The organism is Streptococcus sp. HMSC074F05 (assembly GCF_001808725.1).
Lineage (GTDB): Bacteria > Bacillota > Bacilli > Lactobacillales > Streptococcaceae > Streptococcus > Streptococcus parasanguinis_I.
The window spans coordinates 336022-353971 of the sequence record NZ_KV794411.1; the positions used below are offsets into that span (position 1 = coordinate 336022).

23 protein-coding genes are annotated in these 17950 nt (G+C 38.7%); all 23 read left to right on the forward strand.

The window, feature by feature from the left end:
• The coding region (locus HMPREF2685_RS10175) for a type 1 glutamine amidotransferase family protein (protein ID WP_083279702.1) at positions 1–253 on the forward strand (253 nt) is incomplete at its 5' end.
• Positions 254–359: 106 nt separating this feature from the next.
• Entirely contained in the window at positions 360–1235 is an 876-nt protein-coding gene (locus HMPREF2685_RS05370; RefSeq protein WP_070465759.1) for an aminoglycoside phosphotransferase family protein, read from the forward strand.
• A 132-nt stretch (positions 1236–1367) separates the two neighbouring features.
• A complete protein-coding gene (locus tag HMPREF2685_RS05375; RefSeq protein ID WP_070465761.1) occupies positions 1368–2144 on the forward strand; it encodes an alpha/beta fold hydrolase in 777 nt (258 codons plus the stop codon).
• A 32-nt stretch (positions 2145–2176) separates the two neighbouring features.
• Positions 2177–2914: a DUF4336 domain-containing protein gene (locus HMPREF2685_RS05380; protein WP_024054820.1), complete on the forward strand. Its 738-nt coding sequence runs from the start codon at positions 2177–2179 to the stop codon at positions 2912–2914.
• 259 nt (positions 2915–3173) lie between these two features.
• The gene (locus HMPREF2685_RS05385) at positions 3174–3467 is read left to right on the forward strand and encodes a type II toxin-antitoxin system RelB/ParD family antitoxin (RefSeq protein WP_023917881.1); all 294 of its coding nucleotides are present in this window, start codon (positions 3174–3176) and stop codon (positions 3465–3467) included.
• Entirely contained in the window at positions 3460–3798 is a 339-nt protein-coding gene (locus HMPREF2685_RS05390; protein ID WP_024054821.1) for a type II toxin-antitoxin system RelE/ParE family toxin, read from the forward strand. Before HMPREF2685_RS05385 ends, HMPREF2685_RS05390 begins: the two co-directional genes overlap by 8 nt.
• Positions 3799–3812: 14 nt before the next feature.
• On the forward strand, positions 3813–4250 hold the full coding sequence (locus HMPREF2685_RS05395; RefSeq protein WP_024054822.1) for a hypothetical protein: 438 nt from the start codon (positions 3813–3815) through the stop codon (positions 4248–4250).
• An 18-nt stretch (positions 4251–4268) separates the two neighbouring features.
• Entirely contained in the window at positions 4269–4709 is a 441-nt protein-coding gene (locus HMPREF2685_RS05400) for a GNAT family N-acetyltransferase (protein ID WP_049483189.1), read from the forward strand.
• A gap of 184 nt (positions 4710–4893) precedes the next feature.
• A complete protein-coding gene (locus tag HMPREF2685_RS05405; protein WP_049506078.1) occupies positions 4894–5913 on the forward strand; it encodes a DNA/RNA non-specific endonuclease in 1020 nt (339 codons plus the stop codon).
• A 119-nt stretch (positions 5914–6032) separates the two neighbouring features.
• A complete protein-coding gene (locus tag HMPREF2685_RS10520) occupies positions 6033–6209 on the forward strand; it encodes a hypothetical protein (RefSeq protein ID WP_141760623.1) in 177 nt (58 codons plus the stop codon).
• Positions 6209–6820: a Fic/DOC family protein gene (locus HMPREF2685_RS05410; RefSeq protein WP_070465764.1), complete on the forward strand. Its 612-nt coding sequence runs from the start codon at positions 6209–6211 to the stop codon at positions 6818–6820. Before HMPREF2685_RS10520 ends, HMPREF2685_RS05410 begins: the two co-directional genes overlap by 1 nt.
• A 255-nt stretch (positions 6821–7075) precedes the next feature.
• Positions 7076–8824, forward strand: coding sequence for a glycoside hydrolase family 13 protein (locus tag HMPREF2685_RS05415; RefSeq protein WP_070465767.1), 1749 nt, complete (start codon positions 7076–7078; stop codon positions 8822–8824).
• Positions 8825–8911: 87 nt separating this feature from the next.
• Entirely contained in the window at positions 8912–9451 is a 540-nt protein-coding gene (locus tag HMPREF2685_RS05420) for an RDD family protein (protein WP_070465769.1), read from the forward strand.
• 391 nt (positions 9452–9842) lie between these two features.
• On the forward strand, positions 9843–10430 hold the full coding sequence (locus HMPREF2685_RS05430) for an Ltp family lipoprotein (RefSeq protein WP_049483180.1): 588 nt from the start codon (positions 9843–9845) through the stop codon (positions 10428–10430).
• Entirely contained in the window at positions 10418–10753 is a 336-nt protein-coding gene (locus HMPREF2685_RS05435; RefSeq protein WP_003006842.1) for a hypothetical protein, read from the forward strand. The genes HMPREF2685_RS05430 and HMPREF2685_RS05435 overlap by 13 nt, the downstream gene beginning before the upstream one ends.
• 150 nt (positions 10754–10903) lie before the next feature.
• The gene (locus HMPREF2685_RS05440; protein WP_070465772.1) at positions 10904–11215 is read left to right on the forward strand and encodes a hypothetical protein; all 312 of its coding nucleotides are present in this window, start codon (positions 10904–10906) and stop codon (positions 11213–11215) included.
• A gap of 201 nt (positions 11216–11416) precedes the next feature.
• Entirely contained in the window at positions 11417–12190 is a 774-nt protein-coding gene (locus HMPREF2685_RS05445; RefSeq protein WP_049472823.1) for an Ltp family lipoprotein, read from the forward strand.
• Positions 12191–12390: 200 nt separating this feature from the next.
• The gene (locus HMPREF2685_RS05450) at positions 12391–13278 is read left to right on the forward strand and encodes a DUF4300 family protein (RefSeq protein ID WP_070465775.1); all 888 of its coding nucleotides are present in this window, start codon (positions 12391–12393) and stop codon (positions 13276–13278) included.
• Positions 13279–13281: 3 nt separating this feature from the next.
• Positions 13282–13701: a hypothetical protein gene (locus HMPREF2685_RS05455; protein WP_070465779.1), complete on the forward strand. Its 420-nt coding sequence runs from the start codon at positions 13282–13284 to the stop codon at positions 13699–13701.
• Positions 13702–13719: 18 nt separating this feature from the next.
• Positions 13720–14475, forward strand: coding sequence for a CPBP family intramembrane glutamic endopeptidase (locus HMPREF2685_RS05460; protein ID WP_070465783.1), 756 nt, complete (start codon positions 13720–13722; stop codon positions 14473–14475).
• On the forward strand, positions 14472–15227 hold the full coding sequence (locus HMPREF2685_RS05465) for a CPBP family intramembrane glutamic endopeptidase (protein WP_070465785.1): 756 nt from the start codon (positions 14472–14474) through the stop codon (positions 15225–15227). The genes HMPREF2685_RS05460 and HMPREF2685_RS05465 overlap by 4 nt, the downstream gene beginning before the upstream one ends.
• A gap of 157 nt (positions 15228–15384) precedes the next feature.
• Entirely contained in the window at positions 15385–16056 is a 672-nt protein-coding gene (locus HMPREF2685_RS05470; RefSeq protein ID WP_070465788.1) for an ankyrin repeat domain-containing protein, read from the forward strand.
• Positions 16057–16243: 187 nt separating this feature from the next.
• Positions 16244–17752: a glycerol kinase GlpK gene (gene glpK, locus HMPREF2685_RS05475; RefSeq protein ID WP_070465791.1), complete on the forward strand. Its 1509-nt coding sequence runs from the start codon at positions 16244–16246 to the stop codon at positions 17750–17752.
• The last annotated feature ends 198 nt before the right edge of the window (positions 17753–17950 follow it).

A 17950-nucleotide genomic window follows, 5' to 3' on the forward strand; every position in this document is an offset into this window, starting at 1 on the left:
TTCTGCAGGAGCCCTATTATTAGGAGAAAAAGTCTATGTTTCACCTAATGATAATGCAGATCATCAGATAAAGATAAAAGATGGATTAGGACTCTTTAGTCAGTTTTTAATTAGTGTCCATTATGATTCCTGGAATGATAAAGCTAATAAGGATAGAGCTGAAGAACTCGTTAATGTTCCCATAATTCCACTAAATGATCATTCCTGTCTTGTCTTGGATAAATCTGGGAACATTATAGAGAAAATTGTCTAATTTTCATTATGTAAATCTGGATCTAGGTGACTAAAGTGTAGACGAACTGGATGGGTTACTAGTGAAAATTGCAAGAAGTGTTGGAAAGTGAATCGGAGAGTGCTTGATGAATTTTATTAGTAAGATAGCCATAAATAAAGGCTGGTCAGATGATAAAAAATATTGTGTGACAGATCAAAATCAGCAAAAATATTTCTTGCGTGTTTCTGATAAGGAGAAGTTAGATTCTAAAAAATTTGAATTTGAAATGATGGAGAAGGTGGCTTCTCTTGGAGTTCCGATGTGTAAACCGATTAGCATAGAACTCTGCGATGACGAAGTGCATTCTTTACACGAATGGATAGACGGGAATGATGCAAGAGAAACCATTTTAACTGTTTCGAAAGAACAACAATACACTTACGGAGTAGAAGTAGGAAGAATCCTTCAAAAAATTCATTCACTCCCTATTACAGAAGTTCGTGAAGATTGGGAGGTCTTTTATAATCGAAAAATTGATGACAAAATCTCCAAATACAAAGAATGTCCCGTTCAATACGAAAATGGTCAGATTTTTATTAATTTTTTAAGAGCAAATCGAGAATTGTTAAAAGATAGACCTCAGGTTTTCCAACATGGAGATTATCATATCGGGAATTTCATGATTGGTGAAGATGGAGAAATTTATGTCATTGACTTTGATCGATTTGATCTTGGAGATCCTTGGGAGGAATTCAATCGTATTGTATGGTCTGCTCAAGTCTCTCCCTCTTTTGCGTCTGGTATGATAGATGGATATTTTGATCATAAGGTTCCGGATTTATTTTGGAAGCTTCTCGCTATCTATATTCTAAATAACTTAGTTGGATCACTTCCCTGGGCTGTACCTTACGGAGTTGAAGAAATAGCAGTAATGCAACATCAAGCTAAGGAAATTTTAGAATGGTATGATGATATGAAGCAAATCATTCCTAGTTGGTATTTGATTGAGAAAAAGGCTTAATAATAAAAGAGTTTAAATATCTATTTGAAGAAATGTCAGGATTATTTGCTCAATTTCAAATATATCTAACTATCTTTAAAACAGATGATTTTTATCACTACGAGTTAAAGTCTTACAGTAAGGAGTTCAAACATGAAATTCCATGAATTTGGGGATAAGAATTCACTTCCTATCTTGCTGATACATGGCGGTTGCAGTTCTTGGTGGAACTATCTTCGTCAAGCACGGATCTTGTCAGAAGAATACCGTGTCATTCTACCCACCTTGAATGGCCACGGTGAAGAATATCATCTCGATTATGTTTCTACAGAAGCTTCTGCTTTGGAGATTCTAGACTATATCAAAGCAAACTGTGGTGGAAAGGTGTTTGCGATTGGTGGTGTTTCACTTGGTGGTCAAATTGCTATGGAGCTTTTGTCCTTAGACAGCGAGATAGCTGAGAAGGCCATCATAGACGGAAGCCTCTGTATTCCTCAACCAGGGTTAGCTAAACTCAGCATCTTTCTAGTGTCCCTATTTGGTAAACTGATGTTCAGTAAATTCTCTTGTAAACTTCAATTAAGCATGATGGACAAACTCTATCCTAAACTGGCTTATCCAGAAGAGATAAAAGCATATTATTTGGAGGATCTGCCAAAGACGCCTATCAAAACATTAGTGACTATTTACAAAACCTATATGGGGTGTTACAAGCTGAAGGACACGATTTCTGCAAGCAAGGCGCAGGTTCTGTATATCTATGGTGAAAAAGAATTAAACTGTGTGAAAGCATCGGCGAAATTATTTCAGCAGCTCCATCCCAATACGATCCTGTATGAAGCTAAGGGCTATAACCACGGCTATTTATCAGCTTATCTACCTCAAGAGTGGATTGATTTGGTGGTGCCATTTTTGGAGAATAACGATTGATTATACTTTATTAATTTAGAAAGCAGAGTTTCATGAAAGTCAGAAAATATAGTCCCCTCAATTCCTTAAAAAAGATAGCAGATAATCTATGGATTGTGGATGGGGAAGAAGTACTGATGGATTTTAAATTCTTCAAAGTGCCTTTTTCAACTAGAATGACAGTTATCCGTCTACAGAACGGTGGTCTTTGGGTGCATTCACCGACTAAGCCTAATGACAATTTACTTTTAGAAATCAAGCGATTAGGTGAGGTAAAACACCTTATTGCACCCAATGTCTTACATTATAGTTATATAGATGAATGGCATCAACTATTTCCTGAAGCAAAAGTTTGGCTAGCTAGTGGTGTTCAAAAGCGTGCCAGAAAATCGGGAATGAGTTTGGATTATGGTCAGGAATTAAGCAAGGCCAATTGGAACGAAGAAATTCTTTTTACAACATTTGAGGGAAGTTTTTATGTAAAAGAGGTTGTTTTTTTCCATAATGAAAGTTCAACTCTGATTTTAACGGATCTTATTGAAAACATAGAAACTGAGAATGTATCGATTTTTGAAAAGCTACTGTTTAAAATAGGCGATAATCACTATCCAAATGGTAAAACACCAAGAGATTTAAGAATGACTTTTTTATTTAGTAAAAAACAGGCATTGAAGAGTTATCGTATAGTAAAGAAATGGGAACCTAAGAATATTATTATTTCTCATGGACCGTGTATAGTTGGACAAGCAAAAGAAATGCTAAACCAAGCGTTCTCTTGGCTAGAGAAATAGTAATTTACTATAAAGAAATTAATAAAATATATCTAATATAATTGACTACAATTACTTGGAGTTGTCAAATTAAGATGTGGAATCTACTTAAATTGTTGATTCTAGGAGGTATCAGATGACACGAGAGAAAGAATATAGATTAGCTATCGGTATCTCTTAATTAGATTTAGTGAAAGAAGAATCCATTTTTTACTTGATTCCCCTCTCTATCTTATGGTAGTATGTATATACAAATTGTATGTACAAAGGAGAGGTAGAAATGGCAAACACGAAAGCAGTGAATTTTCGAGCAGATGCGATGTTTTACCAAAAAACAAAAGAGGTGCTTGCGGATAAAAAAATTTCTGTGTCAGATGTCCTAAATGCAGTACTTCGAAAAATTGCTAATGGGACTGTGGATCCAGAAGAATTTGTTTCGAGTGATTTGCAGGACAAACAGTATCAGGTAGCCTTTGAAGATTTGAAGAAGGAGATTTTAGTGGGGCATCAGGAAATCGCTCAAGGAAAAGTTACTTCTGTAGCCGATGTGAGAAAGGAATTTGGTCTTGACTAAGTTGAAACGTTATCAGGTCTTTCTTTCAGATCGTGCTAAGCAGGACTTGCGTGACATTCACGACTATATTCTTGTGAATTTTTATAGCCAGCAAGCTGCAGATGGCAAAGTCGATTTGCTATTGAGTGCTCTTGAGACCCTAGAACTCTTTCCAGAAGCCTGTCCTCTGGTATCAAGCCGGGGCTATGGTGAGATGACGAATGATGGAAAACCCTATCGTTATATGCCAATAGAGAACTATCTTACATTTTATTATATTGAGAAGCATAGGGTGTATGTTGCTCGTATCCTTAGTGCAAAGCAGGATTGGGTCAAGATTTTTTATAAGTAGGATGCGGAACCTCCATGTTAAAATCGAATAAGCTGATTATTTTTTTAATTTCTCTCCCCTTTCTGATGGTTATTGTTTTCTATTCTCTTAGTGAGCATCCTGGATATAGTGATGATGGGAATTTCGTCAGAAATCATGAGGCTACTATTAAGGAGGAGATCATCGCACACTTAGCTCAGGAAAAGCAAGACATAAAATCTGTGACGCTCTTACCAAATACTGCTAGAGGAGAGTATGATAATGGTGGTGATGTTAGTGGAAATTACCATATCTATTTTACAGCCTACGTTGATCATAATCGCGAGCGAACGATAAGCGTAGAACTATTCTTCCCAGATGCCAGCATTCCCCCTTTCACCTTGTTTCCTCCCAATCCTTATAAAGACAAGGGCAAAAAGATGTCCAATTGGTTGATTGGGAATATTGAAGTATCGGAAGAAACCTCTAAATAGAAATAAGAATAAGTAATAATGAATAGAATAGTAGATGATCAGATCACTCTTATACCTTATTATAGGAATGATGCCATCTCCCTTCTTTGGTATCAAGATAGTGATGTTTGCAAACAAGTGGATAATACTGATCAGATTTACGATATTACAAAACTTCATAAAATGTATGATTATCTAACTTCACATGGTTCTTGCTTTTATATCCAATATGAGGGAGTGTTAGTTGGAGATGTGACTCTTCAAGATAATTCAGAGCTTTCTATAGTGATCAGCAAAGAGTATCAGAATTTACAGATCGGAAGACGGTGTATTTCTGAAATGATACAGATGGCCAAAGAGAAAGAAATGGTTAGGGTAACTGCTCAAATTTATCCTTTTAATACTCAAAGTCAAAGAATGTTTTTGGCTTTGGGATTTCAGAAAGTAGATGAAGAGTGGTATGAATATAAGTTGATTTAGGAAAGCTGTGTATTATTTTATGTATTTAAATAATAGTCCGTATTTTATATACTAAAGAATATTAAAGTGAGAATAAACTCATTAAAAACATATAATTGAAATAGGAGAAGAAATTATCTATCTTCTATGTCTGTAACCGTTTTTTCTGCTATAATAATACTAGATAGTAATACGGGAGTTTATCATGGTTACAAAACGGTTTTTGAAAAATGTTATTGTTGCGATAGTCTCGGTTTTTATGTTCTTGGTCGTTGTTCAAGGGGCCCAAGCTCAGCAAACTGGACTCGATTACCAGAGTCTTCATCTACTGCCTTTTAATGGCAATAAGCAGCTAGTACTGGGGGATTTTGATCATTTGGGTCGTGCAACCTCCGCTCATATTCAGCTGCAGGACAAGGATGAGCCAAAGAAAAAAAGAGAACCACGTCTCAGCTATAATCCGGTTGGCTGGCACAATTATAAGATTGCTTATGGAAATAAAGGAAAGAAGGCCTGGTTGTTCCATAGAGGGCATTTGATCGGCTATCAGTTTAGCGGTCTGACCAATGAAGGGAAAAATCTGGTTCCTCTAACTGCCTGGACCAATACGGGGAATTATAAAGGGACAGCAGATAGCAATGTGGAGGGCATGCTCTACTACGAGAAACGACTCGATAGCTGGCTATCCACCCACCCCAATTATTGGCTGGACTACAAGGTGACTCCGGTCTATACGGGGGATGAATTAATTCCTCGGCAGGTGACCTTGCAATATGTAGGAATTGATCGAGATGGCAACCTTCTACCAATCAATTTAAGTAGTCCCAAAGAGTCAGTAGATGCTTATGGGATCACCACCGTTACCTTGGACAACTACTCTAAGAATGCGACCATTGACTATCTCAAGGGGACTGCCAAGCCATCTTTAGTGCCGACAGAACCAAGTAGTCAACCTCAACCTGCTAGTCCTTCTGTAGAGACGCAACCAAGTCAAGCCCCTCAACCGAGTCAAGCAGTAGAGCCAGTTCAGCCAGTCCAACCTGTCGAGCCTGCAGCACCAATTCCTCAACTAGCTCCAGTTGTTTATGTGGCCAGAAATGGGAGTGCGGATGTTTATTGGTATTCTAAAGATAGCATGCCACGAAATACCAACTTTGCGAAAGTAGTTGAAATGTCAGAAGAGCAAGCGCTAAGTCTTGGAAAGCGGCATACAAGTAAGGAATGAGTATAAGTTATTATGATAATGAGAAAGCCCAATCGCTGGGCTCTTTGTGTAGGGTAAGTACTAAATAGGAGAACTAAAATGATTGAAAATATGCTATAATAATAGGACGGAGGTAGAATATGACCTTAGATATAGATAAAGAAAAAATGATGATTATGGGTGTGATTTTTGACAACAAAAAGGTTTTTAAGAGCGTCTGGTTTGCTCTGAGCACCAATATGATTGAAGGATGGCATCCCACGGTAGAAGACGTGGAGCGACTGAGAGAAGAGGCAGTTGCATTAGGAGTTGGATAATGGTCAGAAAAATATATGATGGGTATGATTATATAGACCCTGATAATTTATACACCTATCCCCATTCATCTGTTCTCATAAATAAATTTAATGAGAAAAATGATAATAAAGCACGAGAATTAGAATATCGTTTAGTAGCAAGTCAAAGTTTAAAACTGTTTATTAATCCAATTGAAGTAAATACTGTTTCAGATATTTTAAAGATTCATAAGTTTCTTTTTGAAGGAATGTATACTTGGGCAGGTCAATACCGTCAAGTAAATATCTCTAAAAGTGGAAATGCTTTTATGCCAGTTCAGTCTTTTGATATGGCAGAAAAATTTTTAAATACCTTGCTTTCAAACTATTTACTTAACGCAAAAAATAAAATTGAGATTTGTAAAAGTTTAGCTGAGATATTAGATAATCTAAATTATTTTCACCCATTTCGAGAAGGAAATGGTCGTACTCAACGAGAAGTTATCCGTTCTTTAGCTTTGATGAAAGGCTATGAATGTGAAATTTCAATTGGTTTAGATGATGATATCTATCACTTATATATGGATGGAACAGTTTATGGAGATACTAGTAAGCTCGAACAACTGTTCAATAAACTATTAGCAGAAATATAGATCTGTAGTATATTTTAGTAGGAAACAGTATAAAGTGATGCTTATAAGGTAAAGTCATTGCTTCAACAAAAATCTTTAAGCCCAAATACTGGGCTTTTTGTGTGCAATACAATCTTATAAAGTTAGTAGTCTAAAATTATCTCTCTCAACATATTGCAAACGTTTTTATAAAGTAGTATACTAGAAATAGTTTATGGAATCGTTTGCATAAAACGGTAAATGATGAAAAGAGAGTATAGTAGGAGACGAGGACAAATGGAATTAGCAGCGATTTATCACCGGCCTGAATCGGAGTATGCCTATCTTTATAAGGACGGCCAGCTCCATATTCGCATCCGGACCAAGAAAGAAGATATCAAACGGATTGTCTTGCACTATGGGGATCCCTTTATTTTTATAGAGGATCTTTATGAGGCAACTAAGGAAATGGACAAGGTGACGACAGACGACCTCTTTGATTCTTGGCAAGTGTCGGTATCTGTCCACCATGCACGGATCCAGTACCTCTTTGAATTAGAGGACACAGCGGGAGAGAAGGTCTTGTACGGAGATCGGGGTGTGGCAGCCTACAACAAGGAGAACCTGGACTTCGTCATGAACGGTTTTAAGCTTCCCTTTATCCATGAGATTGATGGGTGTGCTGTTCCAGATTGGGTGGCTCAGACGGTTTGGTACCAAATCTTTCCTGAGCGCTTTGCCAATGGGAATCCAGCCATTTCCCCAGAAGGTGTTCGTCCTTGGGATGCCTCTATTGCTCCTCAAGTATTGGATTTCTTTGGTGGTGATTTGCAAGGGATCATCGATCACTTGGACTATTTGCAGGATCTAGGGATTACAGGGCTCTATCTTTGCCCGATTTTTGAATCGCCGAGCAATCACAAGTACGATACCATTGATTATTTTGAAATTGATCGACATTTTGGAGATAAGGAGACCTTCCGCCAGCTAGTGAAAGAGGCCCATGCGCGTGGGATGAAGATCATGCTGGATGCCGTCTTCAACCATATTGGCTATGATTCACCCCAATGGCAGGATGTGGTCATATACGGGGAGGATTCGATTTACAAGGACTGGTTCCATATCAAAGAGTTCCCTGTCTCCTCAGAAAATCTGTGGAATAGTCGCAACTTATCTTACCATGCTTTTGCCTTTGCGGGCTTTATGCCTAAGCTCAATACGGCTAATCCTGAGGTGAAGGCCTATCTCTTGAAGGTGGCGACTTACTGGATTGAAGAGTTTGATATCGATGCTTGGCGGCTGGATGTGGCCAATGAAATCGACCATCAATTCTGGCGAGATTTCCGTAAGGCGGTCTTGGCCAAGAAGCCGGATCTCTATATCCTTGGAGAAATCTGGCATTCGTCCCAACCCTGGCTTAATGGTGATGAGTTCCATGCCGTGATGAACTATCCTCTCTCTGAGAGTATCAAGGATTATTTCCTGCGGGGGCATAAGGAGACGCAACGCTTCATTTGGGAGATTAATAGCCAGTCTATGTACTACAGGCAGCAGATCTCTGAGGTGATGTTCAACCTCTTAGACTCCCATGATACAGAGCGCATCCTGACGACGGCCAATGGCGATCTTCAGTCTGTCAAGTCTGCCCTCGCCTTCCTCTATCTGCAACGGGGAACGCCGTGTATCTATTATGGAACGGAGCTAGCCCTCATCGGTGGCCCAGACCCAGATTGCCGCCGTGTCATGCCTTGGGAGCGCGTGTCAGCGGACAATGACATGCTGAACTTTATGAAGGAATTGATCCAGCTCCGAAAAGAAGTGGCAAGCATGATTCAGTATGGTAAAGTGAGTCTGGAAGAAGTAGAGCTAGATGTAGTAGCAGTAGAATGGCAGCATGAAGGTCACCTTCTAAAAGCCTACTTTAACCACTCGAAGAAGGACGTTGTCTTAGAAAGAGGACAAGCAAATCTGATCAGTCATGGGAGCATTTCCGATGATCGATTGATCATTCAACCAAATGGATTTGTTATTTATAGAGAAGATTAGGAATGAAGTAGACTGGAATCGAGAGATTGCAGGCTTCTTTTTATAAATGGTTGGTTTATGGTTGTCAGTATAGTATAATAGTAGAAAATGATAAAGGGGGAGACGGTGATGAAGATGTTAGCAATCAATCCTATTTCGTTAAAAAAAAGAATGACAGAATTTCTGTTTGATTATCTTTTCATTTTAGCTTACCTAGTTCTTCTGTTTTTAGGTTCGATGCTTATTTACATCATCTTTTTTAATGGTGTCCCAGAGTTTACAGAAATTCAGTCGCAGTGGCTTGTATTTTTCACCTCTATTTTGCCAATCACGCTCCTTTTCACATTCTTTGATTATAAAAATGGTGGCAGTTTTGGGAAGGTAAAAGCGGGACTTGAATTGGTCTACCAGAAAAAAACAGTGCAGGCTAGCTTGATTAGAAATGTCATCAAATTTTTACCTTGGCAACTCGGTCATATGGGCACGATTCATGGTTTCTATAGTGATTTTGATGTGTTATCCATTATCCTCTCGTTTTCAGCAACTCTACTCGCAGTTTTGCTACTGGCAATGACAATGTTTAGAAATGATAAGAGGCATCTAGGAGACCTGCTAGCCCATACGCAAGTGCAACTAAAAGGTGACTAGGATGAAATGTTAGGCTGTCGATAAGAAAAAATGGAAACATAGCTAGGAAATAGGGCTATGAATGAGACTCTAGAATTCACAAATCTTTGTATGGTAAGAGACGGCGATAGAGTTCTTGTTATGGATCGTGAGAAAGAGTCTAGGCAAGGAATGACATTGCCTGGTGGTCCTGTCACAAATGTTGAGTCTTTTATGGAACCAACTCATTTTTTAACATCATTAAGAATGAGTTGCTATATTTAAACAGGGATTAATAAAACCGTTATTGAAGGATTCTATAGGAATTGTTTTGAGTGACTGGAGAAGTTAATTCTCCTAGTGTTGAGTGACAATATTGTTTTATTAAGCACAAAATAACAAATTAGACTAAAAACAAGTAAAGGTATTCATTATGAAAAAATTTTTGATATTTATTTTTACAATGTTTGGATTGATGTTAGGAATGTTAGCTATGATATATAATGAATATATTCGAGCTTATGAAGCGGCTCATCATAGATCAAGCTTTCCAGAACCGAAAGAAAATTTACTAGTACCAGTAAGTACAAGGGCATATGCAAAAGCTAAATCTTGGTCAGAGAAATCTCCTTTATCGAAGCAACAAATTAAAAATTATCTTACTAAGTATGGCAGGTATTCAGAGTATACTTCCCAGTCCGCTGTCAATAAGCTTAATATAGACTGGAAAGAGCAGGCTGTTTTAAGAGCAAAATCATATCAAAAGTTTCATTATTCAAAAGAAAAGTTAGTTGGGCAACTTGTAGATGTTGATCTATTTACTCCAGAAGAGGCTGACTATGCTATAGAAAAAGTTCATTTCGATTGGAAAGAGGAAGCTGTGAAAGAAGCGGAATCTTCTGCAAACGGTGGCAATATTTCGAAAGAAAGGTTATTAGAAATACTTGTTGAAAATAGAAAATTTACTCAAGAGGAAGCGGAGTACGCAATAGAACATGCTCAAGTAGATTGGTTAAATTAAACAATAATTTTACTATTGATTTGAAGAACTTAAAAGAGGCTGATGAATCTAAAATAGCTACGATAGAAAGTAATGAAAAGTGGCATAATGAAAATAAGGACACAATTTCTATTTATGATCGCTATTTGAACAGTGATGATTACAAAACAAGTCCAATGAAAAATATTCAAGATCAACTGAAAACATTTTTGATGGACCATCACTACTATGAGGTCGCTATTCCGCTGATTAGACAATTTAGTAAGAGTTACGATCATTATTATAAAAAACTAACTGAGGCAAGTGACTATTATTTAAAGCAAAAGGGTGATGCTCCACAGTAAATCGGAAATTAATATCCTTCATAAGATTTTACGATTAAGAGATAGAGTGAGGGATGACTTGCCCTTGCTCTATTTTTCGGTTCCTTTAGTTGTAGTTTTCACTACATAGGTGTATAATGTGTCCTTAGATAAACAAATGAGGAATTTACTATGGAATTAAAAGATTTTACAGAAAAAGAACAAGAACAAATCAACCAAGGATTGAGCACGGCTGAGCTTTCTGATAAGGAAGCAGCGAAGAAATTACTTGCTCTTGTCCCGCAAGAATGGATCAAACGTATTCCTTTCTTTGTCAGGGGGCATGCGACGACCAAGACAGTTGAGCGTGTAGCCAAGCAATACCCTGAACTCTATGCCGTGGCGAAACGTCAAGGGGACCTTCCTGAAAAAGAAGGAGAAGAGCTCCGCAAGATTATGACAGCTATCTTTGAAGAAAAGATGAACAAACACAAGATTAAATAAGATTTTATAATACTTTGTCATTTTTTATTTCACATAGAATGAGTGATTGCAGTTGAAATGCAGTCACTTTTTTATTTACTAGCCATAGAGACTTTTACACTAGTAAATAAAAATGAACAATATTTCATGATATAATACTAATGAAAGCAGTTCCAGAGGGATGAAAATTTCATTGGAGAGAAACAAGTAAAGGGAGTCATGATGAAAAAGTTTTTGATATTTATTTTTACAATTTTTGGATTATTTGCAGGAATGCTAGCTCTTATAGTAATTGATTATGAAATAAATTATAATAAATGGATAAATTCACGTTCAGGATCACAGTTGACTAATCCTGTACAAAAATACTCTTCTTCAAGTGATGGAAATAAGGATGATTTTGAATCATCAAAACAAGAATACGCTACTTCAAGTTCTAGTACACAGAATTATGATTATAGAAAATACACTTCTTCAAGTGATGAAAATGAGGACGATTTAGAATTATTATTTAATTTGCTTGTGAAAAAACTTTTTCATCCAACTTTAGTAGAAGAAGAATTTAAAAGGGCATATGCAACAGCTAAGCAACTGTCAAAGGATTCTCCTATTTCGAAGCAGGCTATCAAAAATAAAATAAAGATTTATAATTATTCAGAAGGAGCTAACCAGTACGCTATATATAAGCTTAATATGGACTGGAAAGAGCAGGCTGTTTTAGCAGCAAAATCACTTCAAAGGTATCGTTATTCAAAAGAAAAATTAGTTTGGCAACTTATAAATGTTGAACTATTTACTCAAGAAGAGGCTGACTATGCTGTAGAACATGTTAATTTCGATTGGAAGGAGGACGCTGTGAAAGAAGCGGAATCTTATGCAAACGGTCGCAAGATTACGAAAGAAAAGATATTAGAAATACTTGTTGAAAAAAGAAAATTTACTCAAGAAGAAGCCGAGTACGCAATAGAACATGCCAAAATAGATTGGTCGAATTAAACAATAGTTTTAATTTTGATTTTTGTAATATATTGAAGAGCTGGACAGTTGCCAGCTCTTTTTCGCTGCTTATAATCTTTTCTTATTTCGTAAAAAATAGTTGGAGCTAACCTAGTTTTAAACTATAATAGAGGAGAAGGATTATCAATATGAAAAATTTATGGTACAAACATTTTAATCAATAGAGAAGGAACCAGTTTATGAAACCATCTAAAAAAATCATGCTCCTTACTAGCTGTGCCTTGGCGCTCTTTGCTTTAGCGGCTTGTGGTAGCAACCAAAAGCAATCCAAGGAAAAGCAGGCAAGTTCCACTGTGCAGAAATCTAGTTCAGATAAGGAGCGCTACAAGGGAAGCTATAGCAACCTCAACAGCAAGGCGAGTGTCGAAGAAGTGCGGGCTCTCTTGTCTGCTTATTTGGATCGGGAAAGTGTAGACAAGTTTCTGGGTCTAGTAACGGACTACGATAGCATTGTCGGCTCGGTCGGCTTGACGGGTGACTTTAGCACCTTCAAGAAAACAGACTACAATGTTGAGAAGATCAGTGACTTGTGGACCAAGAAAAAGGGTGATTTCGTCGGGACCAACTGCCGGATCAATAGCTATACTCTTCTGAAGAATCGCATCGAGATTCCTAAGATGAAAGCGGATAGTGAACTCTTGTTCGTGGACAATGATGCCATTGACAAAGGGAAGATCTTCGATGAGGCAGACAAGGAAGCCTTTAACATTCTGTATTCACGGGTTCCGACAGAGGCGACAACGGATGTCAAGGTCCATGCCAAGAAGATGGAGGAGTATTTTGCTCATTTCAAGTTCAATGAAAATGCGCGCATGCTTTCTGTTATCGTTCATGATAACCTGGATGGAAATACTCTTTTTGTCGGCCATGTCGGCGTTTTAGTTCCTGCAAAGGACGGTTATCTCTTTGTCGAAAAGCTGACCTTTGAAGAACCCTATCAAGCCATCAAGTTTGCGACCAAGGAAGATGTCTACAAATACTTGGAGACCAAGTACCAAGACTACACAGGCGAAGGTCTGGCTAAGCCCTTTATCATGGATAATGAAAAATGGGTTGAGATGAAGTAGAGGATGAAAGACAGCGTGTTAGAATTTAGAAAGATAATGGAGTATGCTCCGATTCTATATGTGCTCATTTTCTTGCTCGTTTTCACTGTTCTCCTTTTCCTGAGAAGAAGGGCAATTGTGAGACGTAGTGGAGGTCCCTTCTTTGCTCCTTTCCATATTAGCTATGGAATCTTCTATATCCATGTCGCTCTGTGTTTCAGTCGTCGCAGGATCCCGCTGAAAGAGATCAAGCAAATCACGTATGCAATTTTTCGTGGACGATCTGGTGGCGGGGCTCGCTATGCTTTCTATATCGAGCTTAGAAACGGAAAGACTATTCCCTTCTTTTTTGGAAAAAGTAAGCGGAATGAAGCTCTGGTTGAGAAGCTCAAACGAAATGCTGGCAGGTATGGGTTTAAGGTAGATAGCACTGGTAATTATTGAAAGAAAAAGGAATCACGAATGAATAGAAAGCAAGCCCTATCTATGTATTTGTTAGGGACCTTTGGTCAAGTATTAGGAGTCAGCCTTCTGGTTTGTTTTTTAAGAGCAGGAGGAGTCAAGGTTGATTTTACATCATCATTTGGGATCATCACTATTATTGTAGGTGGCTTATCATCTGTTTTTTGGGGGAGTCTTGCAAGCATTAGTTACTATCAATCTAGTTTCAAACAAGTTTTAAAAGATTTTTTTCAAGTCAAAGACAGTTTGGCAAATTATTGCTTGGTGCTCGTTTTCTTGTTGCTTGACTTTTTCCCATTTATCTTAGGTGGTAAGATCACCACTCAATCGTTGGTCTTGCCAGTAGTGCTCTTTTTCAAGGCTCTTCTTTTTGGTGGAGTTGAAGAAATTGGCTGGCGTTATTTCTTTCAACCAACTTTGGAGGAAAGAATACCTTATTTTTCAGCTACTTTGATCACCTTTTTAGCTTGGTCTAGTTGGCATCTACTATACTTTTATATCGACGGTTCTTTAGCTGTCATTCAATTGTTTCCGTTTCTAGTAGGTTTGCTAATTAACTGCTTTATCTTATCGGCCTTGTATCATAAAACGCAAAATTTATGGCTCTGTGTCATAACCCATGCCTGTATCAATTCCTTGTCTCAGATTCTAGTGAATGAAGAGGTATGGCTATCTATCGTCAGTAAAATTCTTATTATTAGTTTAGCAATCTGGATTGCAAGAAAGAAGTATGTAACTGTAAAGGAAGAAAAATGAGCAAATTTATTTCAAAACAATCAGTCGCTATCTGGTATGCATTGACTGCCCTCCTTGCTACTTTTCTAGTAGGTCAAGTTATCCTTTTCTTTTTCCCAGATAGGAGTAGTTTGGGTGCCTCACTACTGTTTATCCTAATGAACTTGATTCCCATGATTGTGGCTGCTGTCTTTTCTCTGGTGTTGAGTGAAGTCAACTCCTTGGGTGAATTTTTCAAAAAGGTCTTTCTTCAAAAAGAAAGTTCCCTATCTTGGATCCTAGCTTTCTTCATCCCCGTCATCTATTATGGGATTTCCATCCTGCTTATGAACGTTCGCTTTACTGGGAACTCCCTCTTGGCCTTCTTCCTTTATTTCCCCTGGACCTTATTATATGGAGGCCTAGAAGAAGTCGGTTGGCGTTGGTTTTTACAAGATCATCTTTCCTTTAGTAAGCACTTTATACCTAAAATGATGGTTCTTTCCATTGTCTGGTTCCTCTGGCATATTCCTATCTATCAACTCCCTTGGATTACAGCTGGCTCGTCCAACTATCTCATCTTTTACCTGATGATTTTAGGGAATACCTTCCTATTTGGAGCGCTCAAGGAGTACTCGAAAGGAGCTGTCCCTTGTATCATCGCTCATATGCTAATTGATAGTCTGGCTGTCCTTATGCTGGTTCAAAGTTCTCTTCCTCAGATTATCCTTCTAGTTATTTTCGAAATCCTAGTAGCCTCTTGGCTAGTGGCTGCACGAAAATCAGAGAAATAGAGTTGTACCTCTTCGGTGGGAGTCTGTCATCTTTACCCTTTAGGACTTAAATGTAGAGTCCATAAAATGCTATAATCAGTTTAACGAAGAACCTAGCGATAGGATCAAAGTATCAACACAGTGTTATTCTTATCTATAATGAGAGAGGGGGAAAACCATGCAAAAAACCTTTCAGTTGTTGCGAAGAGGAGATCTAGAGGGAGTTCGTCAGATATTGGATAAAAAGCCTGAAGAAGTCAATGCTGTTTCGGGTGACAAACCTAAAAGAGATCAAGGCCAATCCCTTCTTCAAGTCGCTATTAAATCGGGACATTTAGATATTGCGGACTTACTTATTGATAGAGGGGCAGATCTTAACTTTATTGAAGAACCTACAGAGCTGAATCCATTTTGTCAACCGGTTATCCAAACTGCCGGTGGAAGAGCTGTATTTGACTGCAGGCGCATGATCAAACGTTGGAATGGTCAATATGAGATGTATTCGTCTAAGGAAAAGGCTGACCAATCCTTCAAGGTTTTTAAAAAAATGTTAGAACTTGGAGCAGATATCTCTCAGAAGGATAGTCATGGGGGAACTTTATTGCAAACTATTTTAATAGAAACCAAGGAAGTGCTGCCATCTTATTATTGGAAAACAAAAGAAACCAGCGATAATGTCCTCATAACGGATGAATTACGACATGATTTAAATCGTATTTATGATCTATTAATTCGTTACGGTGTGACTGCGGACGAAATAGCTGTCTATCAGAAGATTCCTCTCAAAGAACTTTACCAAGACAGCCCTACCATGGAGTTCTTAAATCGGTTAGATCAGAGCAGATCTTGATAAGCATTTGAACTACTAGTTTAAAGAGCCTCGGGGCTCTTTTTGCTTGGTCTGATAGAGCTGGAAGTACTAGGAAAATGTTAGACCGAATTTTCTTTAAAAAATGGATACAAATCCATGATGAAATAGAGTATACTAGTTTATGAAAGAACAAGATTTTTAAGTACCTAATTCAGGAGGGCAGTTTATGTCTCAAGAAACTTTCATCATGGCGATTGACCAGGGAACCACTAGTTCGCGGGCTATCATTTTTAATAAAAAAGGCGAGCAAGTCAGCTCTAGTCAAAAGGAATTCACTCAGATTTTTCCGCAGGCTGGTTGGGTGGAGCACAATGCCAATGAAATTTGGAACTCGGTGCAGTCGGTGATTGCTGAGGTTTTTATTGAAAGTGGCATCAAGCCCAATCAAATAGAGGCGATCGGCATTACCAATCAGCGAGAAACGACAGTTGTTTGGGATAAGAACACGGGGCTTCCTATTTACAATGCCATTGTCTGGCAATCACGGCAAACTGCTCCACTGGCTGAAGAACTTAAAAACCAAGGCTATGTAGAAACCTTCCATCAAAAGACAGGTCTAGTTATCGATGCCTACTTTTCAGCGACTAAAGTCCGTTGGATTTTGGACCATGTTGATGGGGCGCAAGAGCTTGCGGAGAAGGGCGAATTACTTTTTGGAACCATTGATACTTGGTTGGTCTGGAAGCTGACGGATGGAGCTGCCCACGTGACAGACTATTCCAATGCAGCCCGTACCATGCTTTACAATATCAAGGAACTGAAATGGGACGATGAAATCTTAGAAATCCTCAACATTCCTAAAGCCATGCTTCCTGAGGTGCGGTCAAACTCTGAAATCTATGGCAAGACAGCGCCTTTCCATTTCTACGGTGGACAAGTGCCGATTGCAGGAATGGCGGGGGACCAGCAGGCTGCCCTCTTTGGCCAATTGGCCTTTGAACCTGGGATGGTCAAAAATACTTATGGGACTGGATCTTTCATCATCATGAATACGGGTGAGGAGATGCAGTTGTCAGAAAACAACTTGCTGACGACGATTGGTTATGGGATTAATGGTAAGGTCTACTATGCCCTTGAAGGATCTATCTTTATCGCTGGAAGTGCCATTCAATGGCTTCGTGACGGTCTGCGTATGATCGACAGTTCTCCTGAATCTGAAGCTTACGCTCTGAAGTCTCAGAACCAGGATGAAATCTATGTGGTCCCTGCCTTTACTGGTCTTGGAGCACCATATTGGAATCAAGAGGCGCGTGGTTCTGTCTTTGGGCTTACCCGGGGAACGACCAAGGAAGACTTTATCAAGGCAACCCTTCAATCCATTGCCTATCAAGTACGCGATATCATCGACACCATGCAGGTAGACGCCAAAACCCCTATCCCTGTCCTAAAAGTAGACGGAGGGGCAGCGAAAAATAATTATTTAATGCAGTTTCAGGCAGATATTCTTGGGATTGCGATTGCCCGCGCGAAAAACCTGGAAACAACGGCTTTAGGAGCAGCCTTCCTAGCAGGACTGACTGTAGGCTATTGGAAGGACTTGGAAGAATTAAAATCTCTTCATGGAGCAGCCCAAATCTTTGAACCCAAGATGAATGAATCCCGAAAGGAAGAGCTGTACAAGGGGTGGAAGAAAGCAGTCAAAGCCACTCAAGTATTTGCGGAGTCTGATGACTAAAGAGATCAATCAAACGAATAGTTTAAGAGAGTGGGACAGAAATCGGTAATTCGTTAGAATTCGATTTCGTCGTCCCACCTCCGAACAGTTGAGTAGGCTGTAAAAGCTGATGAAATCAGCGTAGTAGAGCCCACTCAACCACTGCGTCTTGCTCGACAATCAAAAAATAATTGAGAGGCTAGGACTTTTGTCCCAGCC

Excerpts from the sequence above, each read along its gene's own strand:
- HMPREF2685_RS05370 (WP_070465759.1), top strand. The coding sequence starts at position 360 with ATGAATTTTATTAGTAAGATAGCCATAAATAAAGGCTGGTCAGATGAT.
- HMPREF2685_RS05375 (WP_070465761.1), top strand. The coding sequence starts at position 1,368 with ATGAAATTCCATGAATTTGGGGATAAGAATTCACTTCCTATCTTGCTG.
- HMPREF2685_RS05380 (WP_024054820.1), top strand. The coding sequence starts at position 2,177 with ATGAAAGTCAGAAAATATAGTCCCCTCAATTCCTTAAAAAAGATAGCA.
- HMPREF2685_RS05385 (WP_023917881.1), top strand. The coding sequence starts at position 3,174 with ATGGCAAACACGAAAGCAGTGAATTTTCGAGCAGATGCGATGTTTTAC.
- HMPREF2685_RS05395 (WP_024054822.1), top strand. The coding sequence starts at position 3,813 with ATGTTAAAATCGAATAAGCTGATTATTTTTTTAATTTCTCTCCCCTTT.
- HMPREF2685_RS05400 (WP_049483189.1), top strand. The coding sequence starts at position 4,269 with ATGAATAGAATAGTAGATGATCAGATCACTCTTATACCTTATTATAGG.
- HMPREF2685_RS05405 (WP_049506078.1), top strand. The coding sequence starts at position 4,894 with ATGGTTACAAAACGGTTTTTGAAAAATGTTATTGTTGCGATAGTCTCG.
- HMPREF2685_RS10520 (WP_141760623.1), top strand. The coding sequence starts at position 6,033 with ATGACCTTAGATATAGATAAAGAAAAAATGATGATTATGGGTGTGATT.
- HMPREF2685_RS05410 (WP_070465764.1), top strand. The coding sequence starts at position 6,209 with ATGGTCAGAAAAATATATGATGGGTATGATTATATAGACCCTGATAAT.
- HMPREF2685_RS05415 (WP_070465767.1), top strand. The coding sequence starts at position 7,076 with ATGGAATTAGCAGCGATTTATCACCGGCCTGAATCGGAGTATGCCTAT.
- HMPREF2685_RS05420 (WP_070465769.1), top strand. The coding sequence starts at position 8,912 with ATGATAAAGGGGGAGACGGTGATGAAGATGTTAGCAATCAATCCTATT.
- HMPREF2685_RS05430 (WP_049483180.1), top strand. The coding sequence starts at position 9,843 with ATGAAAAAATTTTTGATATTTATTTTTACAATGTTTGGATTGATGTTA.
- HMPREF2685_RS05440 (WP_070465772.1), top strand. The coding sequence starts at position 10,904 with ATGGAATTAAAAGATTTTACAGAAAAAGAACAAGAACAAATCAACCAA.
- HMPREF2685_RS05445 (WP_049472823.1), top strand. The coding sequence starts at position 11,417 with ATGAAAAAGTTTTTGATATTTATTTTTACAATTTTTGGATTATTTGCA.
- HMPREF2685_RS05450 (WP_070465775.1), top strand. The coding sequence starts at position 12,391 with ATGAAACCATCTAAAAAAATCATGCTCCTTACTAGCTGTGCCTTGGCG.
- HMPREF2685_RS05455 (WP_070465779.1), top strand. The coding sequence starts at position 13,282 with ATGAAAGACAGCGTGTTAGAATTTAGAAAGATAATGGAGTATGCTCCG.
- HMPREF2685_RS05460 (WP_070465783.1), top strand. The coding sequence starts at position 13,720 with ATGAATAGAAAGCAAGCCCTATCTATGTATTTGTTAGGGACCTTTGGT.
- HMPREF2685_RS05465 (WP_070465785.1), top strand. The coding sequence starts at position 14,472 with ATGAGCAAATTTATTTCAAAACAATCAGTCGCTATCTGGTATGCATTG.
- HMPREF2685_RS05470 (WP_070465788.1), top strand. The coding sequence starts at position 15,385 with ATGCAAAAAACCTTTCAGTTGTTGCGAAGAGGAGATCTAGAGGGAGTT.
- glpK (WP_070465791.1), top strand. The coding sequence starts at position 16,244 with ATGTCTCAAGAAACTTTCATCATGGCGATTGACCAGGGAACCACTAGT.